Here is a 23,421-nt window from a genome sequence, read left to right as displayed (position 1 = left end):
TTATTAAATGTCAAATTTTGTAGATTACGTAAAGATTCATTGTAAAAGTGGCCATGGTGGTGCAGGTTCTGCTCACTTACGTCGTGAAAAATATATACCCAAAGGGGGACCTGACGGTGGTGACGGAGGACGAGGTGGTCACGTTATCATGAGAGGAAATGCTCATGAATGGACTTTACTTCCCTTACGTTACACGCGTCACATCAAGGCTGAACGTGGTCAGAACGGAGCAAAAAATCAGTTAACAGGAGCTTACGGAGAAGATGTATACATCAATGTTCCGATTGGAACCATTGCTAAAAATGAAGAGGGTGAAGTGATCGGTGAGATCCTTGAAGACGGACAGGAAATTATCCTGATGGAAGGAGGAAAAGGAGGAATGGGTAACGAGCATTTTAAATCTTCTACCAATCAGACACCAAGATATGCACAGCCTGGAATGGATGGTCAGGAAGGCTTTGTAGTTTTCGAGCTTAAAATTCTTGCTGATGTTGGTTTGGTAGGATTTCCTAATGCCGGAAAATCTACTCTTCTGGCGTCCGTATCTGCGGCGAAACCTAAAATTGCCAATTATGCATTTACCACACTGACTCCCAATTTGGGAATCGTGGATTACAGAAATTACAAATCTTTTGTAATGGCTGATATTCCGGGAATCATTGAAGGAGCAGCAGAAGGTAAAGGTCTTGGACACCGTTTCTTAAGACATATTGAAAGAAACTCTATTTTATTATTCCTTATTCCGGCAGATTCTGAAGATCATTTCCAGGAGTTTAAAATTCTGGAAAATGAATTGAAGGAATACAATCCCGAGCTGATGGATAAAGATTACATCGTTTCTATTTCAAAATCCGATCTTTTGGATGATGTGCTTAAAAAAGAAATATCCGCAGAATTTCCTGAAAACAAGCAACCTATATTTTTCTCTGGTGTAACCGGAGAAAACCTGATGGAACTGAAGGATGCAATCTGGAAAAAGCTTCACGGATAGAACACTTATATTAGTTTTACACTATATCAAAATTAAAACCTCAGGATACGTCTTGAGGTTTTATTTTTATATTTATATTAAATTAAAGAAAAAATATTCTTCTGCATCAATCTGCTACATTCCAATGAAATATAGCATTGATCGCACTTTAAAAGATATCACTGACAATAGATCTGCTTTGTTTTGGAACAGTTATTGAGAGAAAACAATCAAATAAAAACTATGAAATATTTATTCAGTCTTTTCGCTTTTGTGTTGCTATTTTCTTGTACTTCTCAGAATAGCAGCGTTAAATCACCCTATTCAACGATTGAATATCAGGCCGGCGCATGTTTCGGATTCTGTCCTATTTTTAAAATGACCATTAATTCCGACAGAACCGCTGTTTTGGAAGCTGAGCATTATAATTTCAGCAAATCGACATCCAAAGATGAAGTTTCAAAGGAACGTGAAGGAACTTTCACCACCACTATTAAAGAAGTTGATTATAAGAAGCTTGTTGCATTATTAAATGACCTGAATGTGAAAAATTTACAGGACAAATATGGCAGTCATAATATTACGGACCTTTCCACAGCGTATTTAAGAATTAAATTTGAAGACGGAGCGTCTAAAAATGTAGAAGATTATGGGAAAAGAGGAAGTGAAAAACTGACAAAAGTATATCAGTTTTTTGAGGCTTTAAAGCATAATCAGCAGTGGACAAAGGTAAAATAATACGATTAAATTATTTTAGTCTATATTTGCACTATATTTCGCGGCATTCTCAGCCATATGGTAATCTATATTACTTAAAATTCTGTTAATCTTTTTTAGCAGATATGCTAAAAATGATGAAGTATACTACTTCGACCGCATTATTTTAATACGCAATATATTTTGTTATTTACAGACTTAAAAATTATCAAGCCCATTTTAGATGCGCTTCAACAGGAGGGTTATGAAACACCGACACCTATTCAGCAAAAAGCTATCCCTTCTATTTTAGAAAGAAGAGATTTACTAGGAACGGCACAGACGGGAACAGGGAAAACAGCAGCTTTTGCGATTCCTATCCTTCAAAACCTTACTGAGCGCCAGGGGCCAAAAAACAATCATATTAAGGCCTTAATCCTTACTCCTACCAGAGAGCTTGCCATTCAGATTGAAGAAAACATCAATTCTTACGGAAGAAATCTTTCTTTAAGACAGTTGGTGATCTTCGGTGGTGTAAAGCAGGGAAGCCAGGAAAATGCTTTAAGAAAAGGTGTAGATATTCTGGTAGCCACACCGGGAAGACTTCTTGACTTTATCGCACAGGGAATTGTAAGCCTTAAAAACCTTGAAATCTTCGTCCTTGATGAAGCTGACAGAATGTTGGATATGGGCTTTGTGCATGATGTGAAAAGAATCATTAAGCTTCTTCCGCAAAAAAGACAAACGTTGTTTTTCTCGGCAACTATGCCTTCAGAAATTCAGAAATTAGCAAGTTCTATTCTTCAGAATCCTATACAGGTAGAAGTAACTCCAGTTTCTTCAACCGCAGAAACGATTAATCAGTCGGTTTATTTTGTACAGAAAGAAGATAAACTGGATCTGCTTTCCCATATTTTAAAGGAACGTATTTCAGATTCCGTACTTGTTTTTTCAAGAACAAAACACGGTGCTGATAAAATTGCAAGAACTCTACATAAAAATGGTGTTGTAGCAGAGGCCATCCATGGGAATAAATCACAAAATGCCCGTCAAAATGCATTAACGAACTTCAAATCCGGTAAAACCAGAGTATTGGTTGCCACTGATATTGCCGCAAGAGGAATTGATATTGACGAGTTGAAATATGTGATCAACTATGAACTTTCTGACGTTTCTGAAACGTATGTACACAGAATCGGAAGAACGGGAAGAGCCGGTGCAGAAGGAAATTCTATTTCTTTTGTAGACGGATTGGATTTAATTAACCTGAAAAGTACTGAAAAACTAATCGGAATGAAAATTCCGATTATCAAAGACCATCCGTACCATACAGATAATCTTGTTGCCCAAAAAAGGGATTCCAACAACAAGCCTATGTCAGCTGGAGCAGGAAGACCTAAACCATCTTCACCAAGGAATGACGGAGGCCTTAAAAAGCCCAAAAATAAAAGTTTTTTCAGAAAGAAATAAAACTAAAGCCTTCTCAAATTGAGAAGGCTTATTTTTTTAGTATAAGATGATATTTTTATTCAAAATAGTCTAAAGGCTATTCTTTTTAAATATTCTATTGGCATTTTCTGTTGTAATTCTATCAATTTCAGTAAAATCTGTATTGTAAATATTAACCAGTTTACCGGCAACAAGGTCCAGGTAAGAACTTTCATTTCTCTTTCCTCTGTACGGAACCGGAGCCAGATAAGGAGAATCTGTTTCCAGAACAATTTTATCTAACGGAATTTCATTTAAAAACTGATCAATCTTACCATTTTTAAAAGTCACTACCCCACCGATTCCTAATATAAAGTTTAAATCAATTGCATGTTTTGCCTGTTCAAGATCCCCTGAGAAACAGTGAAAAATTCCACGAAGCTTCGGGTATTTTTTTCTTTCCAGCACTTCAAATGTTTCATCAAAACTCTCTCTGGTATGGATCACAATAGGAAGATCTTTTTCTATTGCCCAGTCAATCTGCTGTTCAAAAGCTTTTACTTGAATATCAAGGGTTGTTTTGTCCCAATACAGGTCAATTCCGATCTCTCCTATGGCAGGAAAACTTCTCTGTTCCAGATAATTTTTAACAATCTCCAGCTCTTTTTCCCAGGTTTCGGGTTTTACATAACATGGATGAAGTCCCATCATTGAAAAAATCCGGTTGGGATATTCTGCTTCCAAAGCCAGCATTTTCTCGTGAGATTCTGAATCAATAGCCGGAAGATAAAATTCTTTGATGCCTTTATCTACAGCTCTCTGAATTGCTTCTTTTCTGTCTTCATCAAATTCCTCAGCATATAAATGGGTATGTGTATCAATCATTATTTCTAAAATTTTAACAGCTCTTCATAAGGATCTTCCAAACCGAGTAAAAGTCCAAACGCGGGCTCGGTTTTTATTCCTTCTTTCTTTAATTCTATTATTTTTTGTTTAAAATTTTCTCCTTTTTCTTGTAATATTTTGTGCTCGGTGATCATGTGACGGTAGGCATTCTGCTGAAGTGGCGCTTTATTCTGGCCAAAGATTTCTATGAGGAATCCCTCCAATGCATAGTTGATGACAATACATTGTTCTTCATTTACTGCCCCATTTTCAATATGGACTTCCGTATTGTCTGGAATGAAACTTCTTACAGTCTCAATAAACGCTTCCTGAAACTGAAGATCAACTTCACAGATGATATCCAGATCGCTTCCTTCAATATCAATTTCAATAGGAATCGTTCCGGCTAAAACAGGAGAATAGGCATCCAGCTTTTCAAAAATTTCATATTTTTTGAGGATCTCAAAAGCCTGTTGCTGCCTTTTATTTCCATTTTTAAGATATGCAATCGTTGTAAAATCAATCATCTGTGGTGAATATTCTGTGTTTCACTTTTTTCTGCTGTGCTTCAATCTTCTGATTTAATTTTTCCCTAAACTCAATATATTTGGGGCTTTTTTCATCGGTTGTGCGATGTTCCAGCGCTTTATAAATTTTAAAGTTCTCTTTGATAAAATCCTTGGTTTCCGCTGAAAAATAAGCTTCTCCGAATTTCTCGAATATATAATTGACAGCCTGGGCGTTCGGATGGATCATGTCTTCTTTGTAGAACCGGTAATCCCTGAGATCATCCATCATCATTTCATAAATGGGAAGATAATGACAGTTTTCCATATCGGATAGTACCTCATGAACGGCCATAATCAGCTTGGACTTACTTAACTGATTCTCAATCATTCCATCTTTTGTATGACGGACTGGTGAAACCGTGAATAAAATCTGAACATCATCTTTACAGATATCTTTCAGATTCAAAATAGTATTATAAATAGAATCAGTAAGCTCCTGATGGCTCAACAATCTCTTTTCAAAGAATTTCTGAGGAATTTTATGGCAATTGGCCACCAGTTTTCCCTTCGGAAGAAATTCATAGATGAATGAGGTTCCATAGGTGATGATTACCCAGTTAGTAGTCTGAAGGAAAGAATTTCCCTTTTCTAATTCGGCATTAATTTTATTTAACGTCTGATGCACATATCGGGTATCAAAACTCGAATGGTGATCCAAAGAGATAAATTCATCGTTAAACGCAATCAGATCATCCTCTTCATAGGAATCTGCATCATGAAGCCTCTTCACGGCGTTATTGATCGAAAAGGGATTGAAAATCGTTCCAAAAGGATTATTGAAAGACTGGAGCTGGCCCTGCATCAGCAGATCAGACATTTCAGCAGCAAAACAGGATCCTATTGAAAACAGGCTGTCTTCAACTTCAATCTTCTTTTCTGATTTCTGGATGTCAACTTCAGTACGGAACTTCATTACATTAATTTGAAAATTGAAAAATGAGATAACACGTATATCTATTATCTCATTTTTAAATTGTTTTTCTAGCTCTCTCTTCTTAAAAGATAATTAGCCAGTTCTATAAACGGTTTTTTCTTGTCTTCAGGAATATTGATCTTCTCCAGATAGCTTTGACCGATTTCGTTGTGTTTTTCGATCAGACGCAAGGCTTTTTCGTCTACCTTAGTTCTTCTGAAGATCTTTTCTACATTGTATACTTTATCGATATTGTCGGTCTTTTTAGAGTACCAGTAATCCAGTTCTTTTCTTTCTTCTTCCGTTGCATGTTCTCTTGCCATCAGATAAAGAACCGTTTTCTTATTTTCATAGATATCTCCTGCATGTTTTTTACCAAACTGTGCCTGATCTCCGAATACATCAAGATAATCATCCATAATCTGGAATGCAATACCAATGTGTTTTCCAAAATTGAAGATTGCTTTGGCATCTTTAAAATTAGCCTTGGCAATCAATGCTCCGATTTCAAAAGAGGAAGCACTTAAAACTCCGGTTTTATAGGTAATCATTCTGATGTAATCATCAAAAGTTACATTTTCCTGGGTCTCAAAATTAATATCATACTGCTGACCTTCGCATAAAAGAAGTCCGGTATGGGTAAATATCCTGATACAGGCTTTGAAAATTTCAGGCTCCAAATCTTCAAAAAACTTGTAAGCTTTCAGCATTAATCCGTCTCCGGAAAGAATCCCTACATTAATACCGTGCAGCGTATGAATGGTAGGCTTATTTCTTCGCAACGGCGCTTCATCCATGATATCATCATGAATCAGGGTAAAATTATGGAAAAACTCTATTGCTAAAGCAGGCTTGATTGCCTCTTTCAGATCACCTCCAAATAAGTCGCAGGCCATCAAAACCATAATAGGACGAAGACGCTTTCCACCATGGGAAATGATGTAATTCATCGGATCATATAATTCTGCAGGCTTATCTTTAAAAGTATACTTATTAATAGCGTCCGCAACAATCTGTTGGTATCTGTCTAAAAATTCCATAAATTATTTTTATAGTTTAAGCAAAAATACGATTTTTAAAGGCTTTATAAAACAAAAAACTTTGCCTGATCAGGCAAAGTTTTTATGTTTATATAATTAAAAGTGATTTCTAAGAAATAAAAGTAATAATAAGGTATGTAATTCCTGCAACAATAGCTGAAATAGGAATTGTTAATACCCAAGCCCAAAGTAGACTTACAGTGATTCCCCAACGTACTGCAGAAATCCTTTTCGTCAATCCTACCCCAATAATAGATCCGGTAATCGTATGGGTTGTAGAAACCGGGATCCCGAAGTGATCTGTTATAAATAAGGTAATCGCTCCTGCTGTTTCTGCACTTACTCCTTCCAATGGAGTAACTTTAGTGATCTTGGTCCCCATGGTTTTGATGATCTTCCAACCACCGCTCATTGTTCCTAAAGCAATTGCAAGGAAAGATACCAATGGTACCCACAGATAATGCTGTGCAAAGTAATCAAAACGGGCAGCTGGTGCTATATCCAGATAAACCGGATCTTGAAGCATATTCACATGATAATAAATTAATGCCGCTCCAATAATACCCATTACTTTCTGAGCATCATTTAAACCGTGTCCTAAACTGAATAATGCAGAAGACACCAACTGTAATCTTTTAAAAGATTTATCTGCTTTATATGGGTTTGATTTTTTATAAAGATGAACAATAATTAATGTAATGATGATTGAGATGACCATTCCTATAATCGGTGCCAGGAAAATGAACAGGAAAATAGGAATTACTTTACTAAATTTCACGACATTCTGTGTTGACACCTGATAAGCAGCCTGTTTCATGGTCTCAAAGAAACCTAAGCCTGGATGCTCTGCAACCACAGCATGATAGTCCATAATGAAAGCATGCATCAGCGCAGCTCCCAAAAATCCACCGATAAGGGTGTGAGATGATGAGGAAGGAATACCAAACCACCATGTTAAAAGATTCCAGGCAATAGCAGCAATAAGCCCGGAAAATATTACTTCAAGCGTAATAAAATTCTCATTTACTGTTTTGGCAATCGTATTACCAATTTTAAATTCTCCAATAACATAAGCTGCAATAAAGAATGCTGCAAAGTTCCAAAGAGCGGCCCAAAGTACAGCCTGGAAAGGGGTTAAAACCTTTGTAGAAACAATAGTCGCAATTGAGTTGGCCGCGTCATGAAAACCATTAATATAATCGAAGATTAAAGCCAAAGCAATAATAACCGTAAGTAAAATCGGAAATTCCATTTTTGTTATTTTGTTTAGGCGTATTTAATCATGATGTTTTCAATCGTATTGGCAACATCTTCTGCTTTGTCTGTTACGATTTCAAGATAATTAAGTACCGATGAAATTTTGATGATATTGATAGCATCATTGGTTTCAAATAACTCCACCATTGAGTTTGAAAGCAAGTCATCTGCAATATTTTCAATTGAGTTTACTTTGATACAAGCTTCTTTTACCTGCTCCATATTCTTGAATCCTTTAAGATTCTTCATTGCGTTCTGGATTTCCAGACAAGCTTTGTGGATCAATAGGGAGAAATCTGCGTAGGCCTTCATCAAAGGCGATTTGTATAAGAAAATATATTTCGTTGAAGCGTAGATATAATCAGCAATATCGTCTAGTCCAGTTGCCAGTGTGTGAATATCTTCACGGTCAAAAGGGGTGATGAAATTTTTACCCAGTTCTATAAAAATTTCATGAGTAAGCTCATCATTTTTATGTTCGTAGTCGCTCATTTTTTTCAACATTGAATCATCGTTAAGATCAAAATCTTTAATTCCGTTGTTGAATTCCTCAGACATTGCTACCAGGTTTTCAGTTACTTTTTCAAAAAGGACAAAAAAGATTTTATCTTTTGGTTGAAAAGCGTGGAAAATATTACCAATTCCCATTTTTAAGTATTTATAATTTTGAGTGCAAATTTCCTAAAAAAGCTTCTTACCTGAAACTATATAACATTAAGTTTTGTTAACATACTGTTATCTCCTGATTATCAAATAAAAAAACCGGCTGTAAAGCCGGTTTATATGATTAAGAATGAGTTTTAATTCGCCTCTTCAGCTCTCATATCTTTTCCTTTAAACTTCATTGAAGAAATGTTATCTAAAAGCTCTCCTTTAAATGATTTTTCGATTTCAAAGAAAGAGAATTTCTCTAAAATTTCAATATCCCCGATTTCAGCTCTTTTTTTGCTTCCTCCGGCAGGGGTTGTTGCTTTATTGATAATGTCCAAAACATCCAGTTTTTTCAATTGATCTTTTTTACCCAGGTTAAAGAAGAATCTTACCATATCTTCATTCTTTTTCCTTGGTTTTCCGCCACGTTCTCTTCCTCTGTCTCTATCTCCTCCACTTCTGTTGTCGCGGTCTCTTCCTCTATCCCTGTCTCTGTCACGACCTCTATCTCTGTCTCTTCTAGGATAGTCATCATCTCTGCTGTTGAATTTCTGGTCAACAAGATCATGTTTATCTTTGTAATACAGGGCAAGATCTTTCAATTGGAACTGTAATAACTTATGTACCAGTTCTTCTTTAGTGAAAGCGCTTAGATCCGGGATTAAACTGTCGTCAAATTCAAATATATCCTGGTGCTCCGTAAATAATTTTTCGAAAACACCACCCACCTGAGCTTTGATTACATCTTCTCCTGTTGGGATAAATTTTTCAATGATATCAATTTTCGTGGTAGATTTTATCTGCTTTAATTTTCTGCTTTCTTCAGGCTTGATCAAAGAGATTGAAATACCGTCTTTTCCTGCTCTACCTGTTCTTCCACTTCTGTGAACGAATACTTCAGGATCATCAGGTAAAGAGTAATGGATAACGTGAGTTAATGAATCTACATCCAATCCTCTGGCTGCAACGTCTGTTGCCACCAAAATATCGATGTTTTTCAATCTGAATTTCTTCATTACCGTATCTCTCTGCGCTTGAGAAAGATCTCCGTGAAGTGCATCAGCGGCATATCCGTTCTGCATTAAGAAATCTGCAACCTCCTGAGTTTCCATTCTTGTTCTACAGAAAAGAATAGAATACTGGTTAGGGTTCGCATCAATTAATCTCTTAAGAGCTTCTTTTTTGTTACGATATCCTACAACATAGTATTCGTGCTTAATGTTCTTTTTAACTTCGTTAATAGAACCCACAGAAATACGGTGTGGTTTTGTAAGATAATTTTTAGAAATTCTCTCCACTTCTTTATTCATCGTTGCAGAGAATAAGAAAGTTTGTTTTGTTTCAGGAGTTTCTCTTAAAATGGTTTCCAATTCGTCTTTGAAACCCATTGAAAGCATTTCATCAGCTTCGTCTAAAACTAACCAATGAATAGCAGAAAAGTCAAGTGCTTTTCTGTTGATAAGGTCGATAACTCTTCCTGGAGTACCTACAATAATCTGTGGCTTATCCTTTAAAGAACGAATCTGATCCACAATACTGCTTCCACCATAAACTGCTGTAGTTTTGATGTCTTTCATGTACTTAGAATAATTCTTTATGTCTTTAGAAATCTGAAGACATAATTCTCGTGTCGGACAAAGCACCAAAAATTGGATTTTGCGACTCGTATCGTCAATCATATCCAAAATCGGAAGCGAAAACGCTGCTGTTTTGCCTGTCCCTGTTTGCGCAAGTGCGATCAAATCGCGAATATCTGAAAGAATAAAAGGGATAGTCTGTTTTTGGATTTCTGTTGGGCTTTCATAACCCAGTTCGCCAACTGCCTTAAGAATGTCAGGACTTAAATTGGACTCCGTAAATAAATTCATTAAATATTATAAAATTTCTGCAAATATACAATAAATATTTGAATTTTTTTTGAACAAAGTGTTAAATAACTAAACTTAATTTCAGAATCCTTTAATATTTTTTTAATTTTTAAAAAATTATAACCAAAAAAAAGCAGTGTCTGTTAAAAACTCGTTAAATATTGTTTTTTTTTATTAAATTGGATTGATTTTTTCTGTCTTATTAATGAATTTTCAAAAATAAACTCATGGAACGGAAATTTTTATTTTTAGTATTTCTATTGAAAACTCTTGATATATTCGCTCAGACCAGCCATTATCCTGAAAATTGGACCTTAGAAAGCTGTATTCAATACGCAAAAGAAAATAATATTTCCATTAATTCTTTACGGTTATCGAAAAATTCGGCAGAACAAGATCTGCTGCAGGCAAAAGAAGCCAAATATCCCAATGTAAGCGCTACTGTTTCCCAGGGACTTTTTGCCGTGAACGGCAGCAACGGGCTTCATCTTAACGGTGCCCAATCTCAAAGCATCGGTGCCAGTTCTTCCATGACACTCTATCATGCCGGTTATATTAAAAATAATGAAGTTTCTAAGAACTTGGAAGTTCAAATGGCTGATTTATCCGTGCAGGAATCCGAAAATAATATCACTCTAACTATTGCACAGGCATTTCTGAATATTCTGATGTCTCAGGAAAATATTGTCTCCCTTGAAAATGTCCTGAAAACCACCCAAACCCAGTTGAAACAGGGCGGACAGCTCTACGGTGCCGGAAGTATTTCAAAATTAAATTATCTACAGATTCAAGCCCAGGTTGCTCAGGATGAATACAATCTGGTTTCTGCTCAAAACGGATTAAAAACCAATATTGTTAACCTTAAACAGATTCTCCAGCTACCTTCTCCGTATAACTTTCAGATTGCCCAACCAGACTCTATTATCGTTGATGACAACATAAAAGCATTGCAGGATGTTCAGGATACCGCACAGAACCAACGTCCTGAAGTGAAATACGGGGAACTGAATATAGAAAGTTCCAATACCAATCTGAAAATGGCAAAAGCTTCCATCCAGCCCACGCTGAACCTGGTAGGAAATATTTCTACCAATTATGCCAACGGCAACGGAAATTATTTTAATCAGCTGGGAAATAATTTTTATACTCCCATCGGATTAAGTCTTGGAATTCCCATCTATAACAACAGAATTTATAAAACTGAAATTGAAAAATCGAAAATTGCCATTCAACAGGCCAATTTAGACCTTCAAAACACGAAAACAGTTCTTAATCAACAGATTGAACAATCTTACATCAGTCTGCAAAATTCACTTTCCCAATATGATTCTGCCTTAAAACAGATGAACATCAATAAAGAAAGCTATGACATCGTCAATGCACAAATGAAACTCGGAAGTATTGATTATGTTCAGCTTCAGCAGCAGAGACTGCTCTATATACAAGCAATCCAGAATTACCTGCAGGCCAAGTACTCTGCAGTTCTCAACAGAAAAATTTATGAATTCTACGCAGGTAACCCTATAACGCTGAAATAACTATGAAAGCAAAAAATAAAAAATGGCTGATCTGGCTTATCGGAGGAATCATTGCTATCGGAGCCATCTGGTATTTCTTCATCAAAAAAGAAGAGGTAAAAATCCAGCTTGAAACCGTGCATCCTTCAATGGGTGAAATTTCAAATTCCATTACCGCAACAGGAACCGTTCAACCCGTAGATACCGTGGCTGTAGGTACTCAGGTTTCAGGAATCATCAAAAACCTGTATGTTGATTTCAATTCTCAGGTGAAAAAAGGACAGCTTCTCGCTACGGTAGATCCTGATCTGCTTCAGTTTCAAACAGAACAGATTAAAGCCAATCTCCAAAATGCAAAAAGTAACCTGGCCTACAATGAGATTAATATCAACAGACAGTCGCAGCTTTATAAAGTAGGCGCCATCAGTAAAGCCGATTATGACAATGCAACCAATCAGTATAATGCAGCCAAAGCCCAGGTGGGTGCTGTGAATGCACAGCTTTCTACGGCAAATAAAAACCTGTCGCTTACCTACATCTACTCTCCTATTGACGGGACTGTTCTGAACAGGAATGTAAGTGAAGGACAGACGGTTGCCTCAAGCTTCAGCACTCCTACTCTTTTCAGCATCGCCAAAGATCTTACCAAAATGCAGGTCCGGGCATCTGTGGATGAAGCGGATATCGGAAATGTAAAAGTGGGACAGAAAGCAACCTTCACTGTTGATGCATTTCCTGATGAAGTTTTTAAAGGACAGGTCTCTGAGGTACGCCTTCATCCAACGGTTTCTTCCAATGTAGTGAACTATACAACAATTATTAATGCAGATAATTCAGGGTTAAAATTAAAACCGGGAATGACTGCTAATATTACTATTTATACCAATGTCCTGGAAAATGTCATGAAGATTCCTGTCGCAGCAACCAGCTTTATGCCAGACAGCCTGGTTGCTGAAAAATACAAGATCAATTCCCCTTTCTTGAAAGGCAGGAAAAAAGGCGGAAAAACAAAACAAACCGGACAAAACAATACCCATAAAAATGGTACTGGAGTATGGGTCATTGCAAAAGACAGTACCATCTCCCACAAAAAAATAAAAACAGGAATGGATAATGATACGGAAATCCAGGTAATTTCTGGGTTAACGACCTCCGACAATATCATTACAGGATATAAAACCTTATCTAAAAAATCAGGCAGCGGCGCTGCAAAAAGCCCATTCCTTCCTCAAAGAGGTGGTGGTAACAGAAACAGCGGCGGCGGCGGTGGCGGTCCAAGATAATTTTCACAAAAAAATAAGGTCATGACAGGGAAAATTCTTGAAATAAAAGACTTGAAAAGAGAATTCAGGATGGGCGAAGAAACCGTACATGCTCTGAAAGGAGTTACGTTTTCCGTAGAACGCGGCGAATTTGTTACCATTATGGGAAGCAGCGGTTCCGGGAAATCTACTTTACTTAATATTTTAGGTTGTCTGGACAAACCTACCAGCGGAGATTACAGCTTAGATGGCGTTAACATTAAAAATCTTGACCGGGATGAATTAGCCCTTCTTAGAAATCAAAAAATAGGTTTCGTTTTTCAGTCTTACAATCTGCTGGCAAGAACTTCTGCCAAAGAAAATGTGGAGCTTCCGCTGCTGTATAATTCAAAAATATCTACAGAAGAAAGACACAGCAGAGCGTTAAAGGCATTAGCAGCCGTAAAACTGGAAAACAGAGTCGATCACCTTCCCAACCAAATGTCCGGCGGACAGCAGCAAAGAGTTGCCATTGCCAGAGCATTAGTGAATGAGCCTGTTATGATTTTAGCTGATGAAGCCACAGGAAACCTGGATACAAGAACTTCTTATGAAATTATGGCGCTTATGCAGGAATTGAACAAACAGGGAAGAACTATTGTTTTTGTAACCCACGAACCGGATATCGCAGCCTTCAGCAGCCGTACCGTAACGTTAAGAGATGGTGTCGTTATAAAAGATGTTACCAATGATAATATAAAATCCGCCAAAGAAGCACTGGATAATCTTCCGGTAAACGACGATTACAACAGTCATGAATTAAAACCCTAAGCACAATGAATCTTTCAAACCTCTTCAGAATCGCATGGAAAGCCATTTTCCGGAATAAGCTCCGGGCCTTCCTTACCATGCTCGGGATTATCATCGGGGTTGCCTCTGTGATCGCTATGACCGCCATTGGTGAAGGCTCCAAGAAAAGTATCAGTGATCAGCTTTCGTCTATGGGTTCCAATATGGTTACAATACGTCCCTCTAGTAACATTAATGTTTCTGGAGGAGCAAGAATTGGTGCTTCAGGTCTTCAAACACTGAAACCTCAGGATGCTGATGCGATTGCAAAAGGGGCTCCCGATGTTTCTTATGTGTCACCGGCTGTTCAGACTAACGGACAGTCCATCAACGGTCCCAACAACTGGCCTACCCAGCTTCAGGGAGTAAATTCGGATTATTTCAGCATCCGCGACTGGAATGTATCCAGCGGAACGCTTTTCACATCAAAAGATGTTACCACCTCTAACAAAGTGTGTGTGCTTGGGCAAACGGTTGTTTCCAATCTGTTTCCTAATGGTGCAGAACCTATCGGAAGTATCATCAGGTTTAATAAAGTTCCGATGAAAGTTATTGGTGTATTGGCCTCAAAAGGTTCAAACGCCTTCGGACAGGACCAGGATGATGTGATTATCGCACCGTTTAATACGGTTCAGCGAAGATTTTTAGGCATCACCTATGTGCAAACTATTTATGCATCTTCAACGAATGAAAACACTTCTCAACAGGCGACGGATGAAATTTCAGAAATTTTAAGAAAACAGCATAAACTTTCTCCTGATGGCAATAATGATGATTTCTCTGTAAGAACACAAGCCGAGCTGATCTCTACCATGAGTTCCACCAGCCAGCTTTTGACCGTTCTTTTATCTGCTATTGCAGGAATTTCCCTGATTGTAGGCGGCATAGGAATTATGAATATCATGTATGTTTCCGTGACGGAAAGAACAAAAGAAATCGGTCTCAGAATGTCCATTGGAGCCAGAGGGAAAGATATTTTGTACCAGTTTCTCATTGAAGCCACCATGATCAGCATTACAGGCGGAGTTATTGGAGTAATTTTAGGAATTGTGACCTCAAAACTCGTTACGGTATTCCTTTCCTGGCCTACTTTTATTACAGAATCTTCCATCATTGTTTCGTTCATCGTCTGTGCCATTACAGGAGTCTTTTTTGGATATTATCCGGCTTTAAAAGCCTCCAAACTTGATCCTATCGAAGCATTGAGATATGAATAGTTTTTTTTACTTTTGATTAATCATTGTGGGTTGACAGTTGTTAGTTTTGAATTGACAGTTTCTAATTGAAAGAAATTTAATTATCTTTTTTACTCTAAAATAAACTGTTATTGATATCTCACTATTGAATTTAAAACAGAAAAATACAAAATTATGTCGGCTACCATTGCACCCAGCACTTTTGAATTTATTAAAAATTTAACGAAGAATAATAACCGCGAATGGTTTACTGAAAATAAAGCTCTGTACACAGAAGCTCAGCAGAATGTCATTACTTTTCTGGAAGATCTGATTGCCGAAATGAGTGGCTTTGATGATGAGCTGGGAAAAATTGACGCTAAAAAATCACTCTTCAGAATTTACCGGGATACCCGGTTTTCAAAAGATAAAATTCCATACAAAACGAATTTCGGAGCCTCTTTAGGAATGGGAAAAGGGAGTCAGAAAGGAGGATATTACCTTCATATAGAACCTGGAAAATCTTTCTTAGCAGGTGGAATTTACATGCCGGAACCTGCTGTATTAAAAGAACTACGAAAGGAAATTTCTTTATATGGTAACGACTTTATCAAAATCATTGAACAAAAAGATTTCAAAAAACATTTCCCGGAACTGGATCAGGCTGACAAACTGAAGAAAATCCCTCAGGGCTTTGAAAAAGAAGATCCAATGGGAGAATACCTAAAGCTTAAAAACTTTATTGTAGTTTATAATGTGAAAGATGATGAAGTTCTGGATAAAAATGCTGTAAAAAACTTCAGCAAAATTTTCCAGCTCATGAAGCCGCTTAATGATTTCCTGAACGCCCCATTTTTGTAGGAGCCTCTCTTTATTTAAATGTATTAATAATCTATATTTTCAGTTAAATCACCCCTTCAGGTGCAGCCCTATCATTCAATTTCACAAAAAATAATAAATTTAATTACTGATAATCAATTCATTAGAATCAAAGTATTTTAACATCAGTTTAACATTTTTGCTTATCTTTGCTGTTCGTCAAAAAACCAGGGATGTCTTTATACCAAACAATTGCAGAAAAGCTACAATACATCAGTCCGAATTTTTACAAAAAAAGATATTTTAAAAATTTAAATAATCTTACTAAAGACAATTTTTCGGCACGGAATGTAGAACCGGAATTGGTCTGGATAAAAGACTATTTGCCTAAAAATGCAGTTATCCTGGACATCGGAGCCAATGTAGGAACTTTTCTTTACCAGCTGGAAAACAAGCTGGATCATGAAAATGTGTATGCTTTTGAGCCTAATAAAAGGCTGTACAACCGTCTGAAAAGGCTGTTTCCATCCATGAGGGTTCTTCCTCTGGCACTTTCCGATGAAAATACTACGGCTACCTTTAAGGTGCCTATCATCAACGGAAAAATGATCGCATCGCGTGGAACGCTTAATACTGCCTACAAAGAAAAAGGCGAGGAAAAAAGTTATACGGAAAAAGTAAAGGTCATCAAACTGGATGAATGGGCTGCCATAGAACACTTCAGCAAGCTGGATTTCATTAAAATAGACGTAGAAGGAAATGAAATGAAAACGCTTTTCGGAGCGAGAGCAATCATTAAACAGTTTCTTCCGACGTTAATGGTTGAAATGGAGCAAAGGCATCACGACAATCCAATCTGGAATGAGATTTCAGAGGTAGAAAGCTGGGGATATGAAGCACGGTATCTCAACCGGAAAACTTTTGATCTTGAGAGACTTACCGAAGAAATCATCCTGCATAATACAGACGACGAGAAAAACAAAACGAATTATATCAACAACATTATTTTTATACCTAAAAACCATTAAAACAACGTTATGAGTGTAGTAGCGAGACAAGGCTTCAAATATTCCATTATCGGTTATATTGGTTTTTTGCTGGGAACAATTTCAGCAATATTTATCTTTCCGAATGATTTTGAATTTTACGGAAAGCTCCGCTACATTCTTCCTACTGCTGAAATGCTGGTGCCTTTTGTAGTTCTTGGAATCTCTTACTCCAACGTTAAATTTTTTCATACGGTAGAAAAAGACGGCAAAAAGCAGAATATGCTTTCTCTTTCTCTGCTCACGGTACTGATCAATTTTGTGATTTTTACTGCCGTATTTTTTGTGCTTCCTTATTTTTACCCAAAATTCAGGCATTCAGAAGCCTGGAAGACCAAAGAAATGATTCTTCCTTTGATTCTGATTCTTTCTTTCTGTGCCATTTTCAATAAATATACTTCCAATTATAAAAGAATTGTTGTTTCCAATATTTTCGATAATCTTTTACCCAAAATAGCCAATTTAGGGGCTTTCTGCCTGTTTTTCTATTTTGCGTTATCACAGAAAATTGCTTTTGCTTTCTTCTTTGCTATTTTCAGTCTGATGCTTTTAGGGTATGTTTATTATACCAACAAATTAGAAAAAATACAGCTGGATTTCAGCACGGATTATTTCAAAGAAAATAATTTATGGAAGGAGTTTTTCAATTATAGCTTTTTTGGATTTTTAGGAACCTTCGGAAATTATTTAGCGATCAACAGTTTTATGATCGGTGAGTTTATGGGAATGGAGGAAGTTGGGATCTATTCTGTACTGTACGCACTTATTTCATTGATTTCTATTCCTCAGCTGGGGCTTTTCAATATTTCGGCTCCGATTATCAACAAAACACTTGCTGACGGAGATATGGAGGAACTGGACCGGTTTCATAAAAAAACTTCTTTATCCTTATACTTTTTAGGGGCAGTTTTATTTTCATGCATCATGGTAGGATTTCCTTTCCTAACGCAGTTTATGCCTAAAAACGGAACGATGCTGAGAGAATATGAACCTGTAGTCTGGATCTGGGGATCTGCAGTATTAGTGGATCTGGCGACCGGATTTAACGGAAATATTATTTCTCTTTCCAAATACTACCGTTTTAATATTTTAGTAATGCTTTTGCTGGCAGGACTTACGATCGGCCTGAACTATTATTTCATTAAAAACACGGACTTAAAATTAATTGGAATTGCTTTATCCACCGCTATTTCATTAACGACGTACAATGTTATTAAAATCATTTTCAATTATATTGTATTTAAAGTCTCGCCGCTTACGATTGAGATGATCTTTGTTTCTATTATCTGTACACTGGCGATCACCGTAGCGATCGTACTGCCTACTTTCAATAATAATCTGATCAACTTAATATACAAACCTTCTGTTGTTCTGATATTGATCTATATTGGAAATTATTTTACTAAAATATTCCCGCTTGAAGATTATCTGAATATGAGATTTATTAAGAGTGTATTCAAGTTTAAATAGAAATCAAGCCGCTTATTACTTTCTCAATTTCTTGCTGTACTTTGTCTCTGTTATAGTTTTCCTGAAAATCGAAATGATGGGTTGTAAGGGTTTTAAACTGTTCCATCACATTTTCCTGCTCCGGAACAATAAACGCTAATTGCGAAGAATAGTCCGCGGGAAAAATCGCAAATTTTCCATATTGGATGGCATCGCCCAGGTTTCCGGTCATTTTGGTACTTCCATATTTTTCTTTTCTGCTGAAAAACTCGGTTTCCGGCTGGATAGGACACCACAACACATCTGCTTTCTGCATCCATTCTTCAAAATCAGCTGATGACACCCGCTCTGTGAAATACGTAATGGAAACACCTTCTGAAAGATTCTCAGAGAGTTTTTTAAGTTGCTTTAATTCCCCATCCATGGCTTTCCCAAGAAATACAAAGCTAAATTTGCCGGATGATTGTATATTTCGAATGATTTCAAAAATGCGGTGATAATCCCGTCTTTTTTGTGAAACTCCGCCCGGAATTACGATGGTGATATTTTCGTTTTGAGTTTCCTTAAAATTTTTGGTATAAAAAAGCGGAAGAAATTTATACAGTTTTGAAGACAATTGCTTGTCCAGCACTAAAATATTTTTTGCTTTCCGATAAGTCTTTGGGGAATACAATAAGCCTTCTTTCCACCATAATTTCAGTCTGTAGATTACATCTCCTTTGAAAATGCTTTTCAGTAAATCCAGTTTTGAGGCTTTTGTAAAATTGATATTGTGAACAATCACTGCCGTATTATATTTTCCGGCAACCGCCATGAATGTATTGAAATAGCGGTGAAGGGTTCCAATGATTACGAGATCATATTTTTTCAACTTTAACTGATCCGTAATCATAGAGCTGTCTGATAAGAAAAACGTTTCTCCCGATTCACTGATTTGATCTCTGATCTTTTTGGAAAAATAGTAATCCACGTCAAATTCCCTCGATCCACGGGTGATTTCCATGAAAGCCTGTGCAATTTCTGCATGGGTGTCTATTTCTATGTAGGCTATTTTCTTCACGTTTACATGTTAAATGGATTTTAAAATCCAATTTAGTAAAATGGGTTAAACCCGTTTCTATTGAATGGATATATTCACGAATAGATTACATTCGCAACCATTTCTTTTTCAACGCTTTCCAACGTTGATTATTAATTGTTTTTTGTTCTTCTTTGGAGATTTTCAACTCCAGTTTTTTGGTACGGCAGGCTTCGTATGATTTGACGATCTGAAAGAAAAAAGAGACCGATTTGCTTTTCATGGCTTCTTTTGAGGAGGCGATATACGCTAAGAGTCTGTTTAATCCTAAAAAGTAAAAATACCTTCCGTAATACTCTGATTCTCTGACCGTATAATCCGATCCTTTCACTTTGATCAGCTTGACCTGAAGTCCTGGCAGAACGATTTCTTTCCAGCCTAAATTTTCAAGCAGTATCGAATCAATATTGTCCCAACCCAGTGTTTCCCTCAAACCACCCATCTGAATGAAACATTCTTTCCGGTAGGCTTTCATAGGGCCTCTCACGTGATGTTTATTTGAATTTCCTTCGTACCCCCAATTCCCTTCTTTTTCTACATATAAAAGACCACCAACCAATCCATACTCAGGGTTATCCTGAAAAGCTTTTTCAATGGTTTTAAGATAGTTTTCGGGAAGAATAATATCGGCATCAAACTTACAGATTACATCAAAATCATCAATATTTTGTGTTTGCAGACCATTTTTGAAAGCATTAACGACTTTTGATCCCGGCTGATGAGCTGACTTTTGAAGATTAACCGTTTCAAAACGCGGATCATGGTCCATATATTTCCGGATTACTTCTGCTGTCCTGTCTGTGGAACCATCATTTACCACCACCACTTTAAAGTCTTTACAGTTTTGCTGCTGCAAGGAATCCAGGGTAAAGGAAAGGTGATCTTCTTCGTTATGAGCAGGGATTATTATTAAAAACCTCACGATTGAATGGATAAGTATGAGAAATAATTGATAAATAATGGGTTTGAAAGATCAATCATTATTTATCAATTATCATTAATATTATTTGTTATGCGGCTTCAGCATATTTTTAGGATCCAGGATTTCGTCCAGCTTCTCCTGAGAAAGAATACCTTTCTGCAGTACCAGATTATACACGCTGTTCCCTGATTCTAAAGCTTCTTTTGCAATCTGTGTAGACTGTTTATATCCGATATATGGATTAAGTGCTGTTACAATACCGATGCTGTGCTTTACCATGTTCAGGCAAACCTCTTTATTGGCCGTGATTCCAACGATACATTTTTCACGCAGGGTATCCAACGCATTAGACAGGAAATTGATGTTTTCCATGATCGCATGGGAAAGCACCGGTTCCATTACGTTAAGCTGTAACTGTCCGGCTTCTGCGGCAAAAGTTACGGTAAGGTCATTTCCAATCACCTTAAAGCATACCTGGTTAACCACTTCGGGAATAACAGGATTTACTTTTCCGGGCATAATCGATGATCCGGGCTGCATTGGCGGAAGATTTATTTCGAAAAGTCCGGCTCTTGGTCCTGATGAAAGGAGTCTAAGGTCATTGCATATTTTAGACAGCTTTACGGCAAGGCGCTTCATTGCTGAGGAATAAATGACATACGAACCTGTATCCGGTGTTGCTTCCACTAAATTCGGAGCGGAAACAATCGGAAAACCTGTGATACGAGCCAAATTCTTCGCACAAAGATCTGCGTAGCCAACAGGAGCATTTAATCCTGTTCCGATCGCTGTAGCTCCCATATTGACTTCTACAAAAAGATCGGCGTTATTATTCAATTTAGAAATATCTTCTTCCAGATTGGCAGCATAGGCTTCAAATTCCTGTCCCAACGTCATAGGAACGGCATCCTGAAGCTGCGTACGTCCCATTTTTATCACATCCTGAAACTCTTCTCCTTTTGCTCGGAAAGCGGATACAATTTTCTGAAGTCTATCTGCCAGTCCTTCATTCATCTGAAGAAGTCCCATTTTTATGGCAGTAGGATAGGCATCATTCGTTGATTGGGAAAGGTTAATATGATCATTGGGTGAGCAGAATTCATATTCACCTTTATTTTTTCCCAGTTTTTCTAAAACGATGTTGGCGATCACTTCATTCGCATTCATATTGATTGAAGTTCCGGCCCCACCCTGAATCATATCAACAGGGAACTGCTCGTGAAACTTTCCTGCAATAATATCGTCACATGCTGCGGCTATTGTAAAATACAGACTTTCGTCAAGCAATCCTAATTCATAATTGGTTTTGGCCGCTGCTTTTTTTACAAAGGCAAGCCCTTTGATAAAGTACGGATATGAAGACAAAAGCTGTCCTGAAATTTTAAAATTATCAATCGCTCTTTGCGTCTGAACCCCGTAATAAGCGTCAATGGGAACGTTCAGTTCTCCCAGTAAGTCGCTCTCTTTTCTGAAATTTTCCATTACAGATATTTTAACTTTTTTTATCGTCTAAAGATAGCAAAAACGCATCTAAACGATGCGTTTTATATTGATTATTTCGTTGGATATTTTTGATTTAAAGACTGAAGGATTGCCCATGTTTCAGCATCCATTATTCCATCATAATTCTGAGGACGGAAATGATACTGGAAGGCTTCTATTGTTTTCTTTGTCGTATCATCCCATTTTCCACTGAGTTCCAGTCCGTATCCGAATTTCTGGAAAGCAGTCTGGATTAAAAAGATGAATGATGCATCGCTATACCTCACTGCAAAATCACTTTGTGCTGTATTGAAGAAATTCTGTTTTGAGGTTTCATCATACCACATTCCTATCTGATACTGGTCATAGAGTTTTTTCCAAGGGAACATTGGTCCCGGATCCTGCTTTCTTGTAGGAGCAATATCTGAATGCGCAAGAACGTTGGTTGCCGGAATCTGATATCTGATAATAATATCTTTAGCCAAAGCTGCTACTTTTTTCACCTGATCGTCACTAAAAGGGGCAAATATTTTTTTACCTGTAGAATCTGAGGCGTACCCTGTATTGACAATTTCGATTCCAATAGAGGTATCATTAAGGTTTTTATCACTTCTCCATGAGCTTACTCCTGCATGGTATGAACGTTTGTTTTCGTCCACAAGCTGATAGATCTCGTTATCTCCGGTATTATTCACCAGGTAATGGGCACTTACGGATTGCTGGGTAAGTACAGTAATGGATTTGTCATCCGGAAGTGCGGTATAATGAAGTATTAAATATTTCTGTCTGAAATTTTGCGCGATGGCAGGAAAATAAGTTTTTACCACCTTATATCCAATCGGTTTTGCCGAAACGATGGAACCGTAACTTGCGGTGTTATCATTTTTGGTTGCATCGGCAATATTTGTTGTAAAAAATTCCACTCCATGATCGTTGGTAATTTGCGGTTTTGGAGTTTCCGGAGTTTGTGGTTTTACCGCGGGTTTAGGCTGTGCCACGGGGTTTTTCGGTTTGTAAGTATTTTTTTTTACATTTTGTTGCGAAGTACATGAAAAAACAAAAACGCTTAATCCGATGATATATAATGTTTTACGCATTGGTTTACTTTTTTAATCATTTATTAGCTCAAAAATACACAAATTTTTCTTGAATTTTATTTGGTAAATAAAGAAATCTGTTCTATATTTGCACTCGCAATAACGGAACAACGATCATTAAAAAATAAACGTAAAGGAGGGTTGCCAGAGTGGTTAATGGAGCAGTTTGCTAAACTGTCGACGCGAAAGTGTCGCAAGGGTTCGAATCCCTTACCCTCCGCTTTTTTATTATACTTCGGGGCGTAGCGTAGTCCGGTCATCGCGCCTGGTTTGGGACCAGGAGGTCGCAGGTTCGAATCCTGCCGCCCCGACTTTTTTTGATAATTTTCGTAAAAATTATACAATGGGTGCGTAGCTCAGCTGGATAGAGCATCTGCCTTCTAAGCAGACGGTCTCAGGTTCGAATCCTGACGCGCTCACAAAACCGACATCAAAATTCTCAACAATTTGATGTCGGTTTTTTTATTTA

Annotated in this window: 21 protein-coding genes and 3 tRNA genes; 13 read left to right on the top strand and 11 right to left on the bottom strand. The window is 37.2% G+C overall.

Translation table 11 applies throughout. The features are described 5' to 3' along the window. The first annotated feature begins 7 nt into the window (after nt 1–7). From obgE to IW15_RS08860, 3 genes are all read left to right on the top strand, one after another. Complete coding sequence (gene obgE / locus IW15_RS08870) at nt 8–991, top strand: GTPase ObgE (RefSeq protein WP_034710669.1); 984 nt, start codon at nt 8–10, stop codon at nt 989–991. Between the two features lie 222 nt (nt 992–1,213). Continuing rightward, complete coding sequence (locus IW15_RS08865) at nt 1,214–1,708, top strand: DUF6438 domain-containing protein (RefSeq protein ID WP_034710668.1); 495 nt, start codon at nt 1,214–1,216, stop codon at nt 1,706–1,708. A 162-nt stretch (nt 1,709–1,870) separates the two neighbouring features. Then, the gene (locus tag IW15_RS08860) at nt 1,871–3,136 is read left to right on the top strand and encodes a DEAD/DEAH box helicase (RefSeq protein WP_034710666.1); all 1,266 of its coding nucleotides are present in this window, start codon (nt 1,871–1,873) and stop codon (nt 3,134–3,136) included. Between the two features lie 69 nt (nt 3,137–3,205). Here IW15_RS08860 and IW15_RS08855 read toward each other — a convergent pair whose 3' ends face one another. From IW15_RS08855 to IW15_RS08825, 7 genes are all read right to left on the bottom strand, one after another. Then, a complete protein-coding gene (locus tag IW15_RS08855; RefSeq protein WP_034710665.1) occupies nt 3,206–3,979 on the bottom strand; it encodes a TatD family hydrolase in 774 nt (257 codons plus the stop codon). A 5-nt stretch (nt 3,980–3,984) separates the two neighbouring features. After that, nucleotides 3,985–4,506, bottom strand: coding sequence for a DUF4269 domain-containing protein (locus tag IW15_RS08850; protein ID WP_034710662.1), 522 nt, complete (start codon nt 4,504–4,506; stop codon nt 3,985–3,987). After that, entirely contained in the window at nt 4,499–5,461 is a 963-nt protein-coding gene (locus IW15_RS08845) for a GSCFA domain-containing protein (protein ID WP_034710661.1), read from the bottom strand. Before IW15_RS08845 ends, IW15_RS08850 begins: the two co-directional genes overlap by 8 nt. A gap of 68 nt (nt 5,462–5,529) precedes the next feature. Then, nucleotides 5,530–6,501: a polyprenyl synthetase family protein gene (locus IW15_RS08840; protein WP_034710660.1), complete on the bottom strand. Its 972-nt coding sequence runs from the start codon at nt 6,499–6,501 to the stop codon at nt 5,530–5,532. A 109-nt stretch (nt 6,502–6,610) separates the two neighbouring features. Beyond that, nucleotides 6,611–7,753, bottom strand: coding sequence for an inorganic phosphate transporter (locus IW15_RS08835; RefSeq protein ID WP_034710659.1), 1,143 nt, complete (start codon nt 7,751–7,753; stop codon nt 6,611–6,613). Nucleotides 7,754–7,767: 14 nt separating this feature from the next. Next, complete coding sequence (locus IW15_RS08830; protein ID WP_034710657.1) at nt 7,768–8,406, bottom strand: DUF47 domain-containing protein; 639 nt, start codon at nt 8,404–8,406, stop codon at nt 7,768–7,770. Between the two features lie 152 nt (nt 8,407–8,558). Continuing rightward, on the bottom strand, nt 8,559–10,277 hold the full coding sequence (locus tag IW15_RS08825; protein ID WP_034710656.1) for a DEAD/DEAH box helicase: 1,719 nt from the start codon (nt 10,275–10,277) through the stop codon (nt 8,559–8,561). A gap of 227 nt (nt 10,278–10,504) precedes the next feature. Here IW15_RS08825 and IW15_RS08820 point away from each other — a divergent pair, with 227 nt between their 5' ends. The 7 genes from IW15_RS08820 to IW15_RS08790 all read left to right on the top strand — a co-directional run bounded on the left by IW15_RS08820 (nt 10,505) and on the right by IW15_RS08790 (nt 18,394). Beyond that, a complete protein-coding gene (locus tag IW15_RS08820) occupies nt 10,505–11,815 on the top strand; it encodes a TolC family protein (RefSeq protein WP_034710655.1) in 1,311 nt (436 codons plus the stop codon). 2 nt (nt 11,816–11,817) lie between these two features. Then, a complete protein-coding gene (locus tag IW15_RS08815) occupies nt 11,818–13,077 on the top strand; it encodes an efflux RND transporter periplasmic adaptor subunit (protein ID WP_034710654.1) in 1,260 nt (419 codons plus the stop codon). Nucleotides 13,078–13,098: 21 nt separating this feature from the next. Continuing rightward, nucleotides 13,099–13,866 carry an ABC transporter ATP-binding protein gene (locus IW15_RS08810; protein WP_034710653.1) on the top strand — a complete coding sequence of 256 codons (768 nt, stop codon included), beginning with the start codon at nt 13,099–13,101 and terminating at the stop codon, nt 13,864–13,866. Nucleotides 13,867–13,871: 5 nt separating this feature from the next. Beyond that, the gene (locus IW15_RS08805; protein WP_034710651.1) at nt 13,872–15,101 is read left to right on the top strand and encodes an ABC transporter permease; all 1,230 of its coding nucleotides are present in this window, start codon (nt 13,872–13,874) and stop codon (nt 15,099–15,101) included. 153 nt (nt 15,102–15,254) lie between these two features. Beyond that, nucleotides 15,255–15,920, top strand: coding sequence for a DUF2461 domain-containing protein (locus tag IW15_RS08800; protein WP_034710650.1), 666 nt, complete (start codon nt 15,255–15,257; stop codon nt 15,918–15,920). Between the two features lie 191 nt (nt 15,921–16,111). Next, entirely contained in the window at nt 16,112–16,906 is a 795-nt protein-coding gene (locus IW15_RS08795) for an FkbM family methyltransferase (RefSeq protein ID WP_034710649.1), read from the top strand. A 9-nt stretch (nt 16,907–16,915) separates the two neighbouring features. Continuing rightward, nucleotides 16,916–18,394, top strand: a complete 1,479-nt coding sequence (locus IW15_RS08790) for a lipopolysaccharide biosynthesis protein (RefSeq protein ID WP_034710648.1) — start codon at nt 16,916–16,918, stop codon at nt 18,392–18,394. Here IW15_RS08790 and IW15_RS08785 read toward each other — a convergent pair. The 4 genes from IW15_RS08785 to IW15_RS08770 form a co-directional block, all read right to left on the bottom strand. Continuing rightward, nucleotides 18,387–19,433, bottom strand: coding sequence for a hypothetical protein (locus IW15_RS08785; RefSeq protein WP_034710647.1), 1,047 nt, complete (start codon nt 19,431–19,433; stop codon nt 18,387–18,389). The genes IW15_RS08790 and IW15_RS08785 overlap by 8 nt on opposite strands. 85 nt (nt 19,434–19,518) lie before the next feature. Continuing rightward, complete coding sequence (locus tag IW15_RS08780; protein ID WP_034710645.1) at nt 19,519–20,373, bottom strand: glycosyltransferase; 855 nt, start codon at nt 20,371–20,373, stop codon at nt 19,519–19,521. 81 nt (nt 20,374–20,454) lie between these two features. Then, complete coding sequence (gene aspA / locus IW15_RS08775) at nt 20,455–21,855, bottom strand: aspartate ammonia-lyase (RefSeq protein WP_034710644.1); 1,401 nt, start codon at nt 21,853–21,855, stop codon at nt 20,455–20,457. Nucleotides 21,856–21,926: 71 nt separating this feature from the next. Further along, nucleotides 21,927–22,952, bottom strand: a complete 1,026-nt coding sequence (locus tag IW15_RS08770) for an N-acetylmuramoyl-L-alanine amidase (RefSeq protein ID WP_034710643.1) — start codon at nt 22,950–22,952, stop codon at nt 21,927–21,929. 135 nt (nt 22,953–23,087) lie between these two features. Here IW15_RS08770 and IW15_RS08765 point away from each other — a divergent pair. The 3 genes from IW15_RS08765 to IW15_RS08755 all read left to right on the top strand — a co-directional run bounded on the left by IW15_RS08765 (nt 23,088) and on the right by IW15_RS08755 (nt 23,371). Beyond that, nucleotides 23,088–23,172 (top strand) — tRNA-Ser (locus IW15_RS08765). A gap of 16 nt (nt 23,173–23,188) precedes the next feature. After that, nucleotides 23,189–23,263: transfer RNA gene (locus IW15_RS08760), tRNA-Pro, on the top strand. Between the two features lie 34 nt (nt 23,264–23,297). Next, nucleotides 23,298–23,371: transfer RNA gene (locus tag IW15_RS08755), tRNA-Arg, on the top strand. Nucleotides 23,372–23,421 lie beyond the last annotated feature (50 nt).

Source organism: Chryseobacterium soli (genome assembly GCF_000737705.1).
In the GTDB taxonomy this organism is placed as follows: domain Bacteria; phylum Bacteroidota; class Bacteroidia; order Flavobacteriales; family Weeksellaceae; genus Chryseobacterium; species Chryseobacterium soli.
This window is presented reverse-complemented; position numbering and strand designations above follow the sequence as displayed.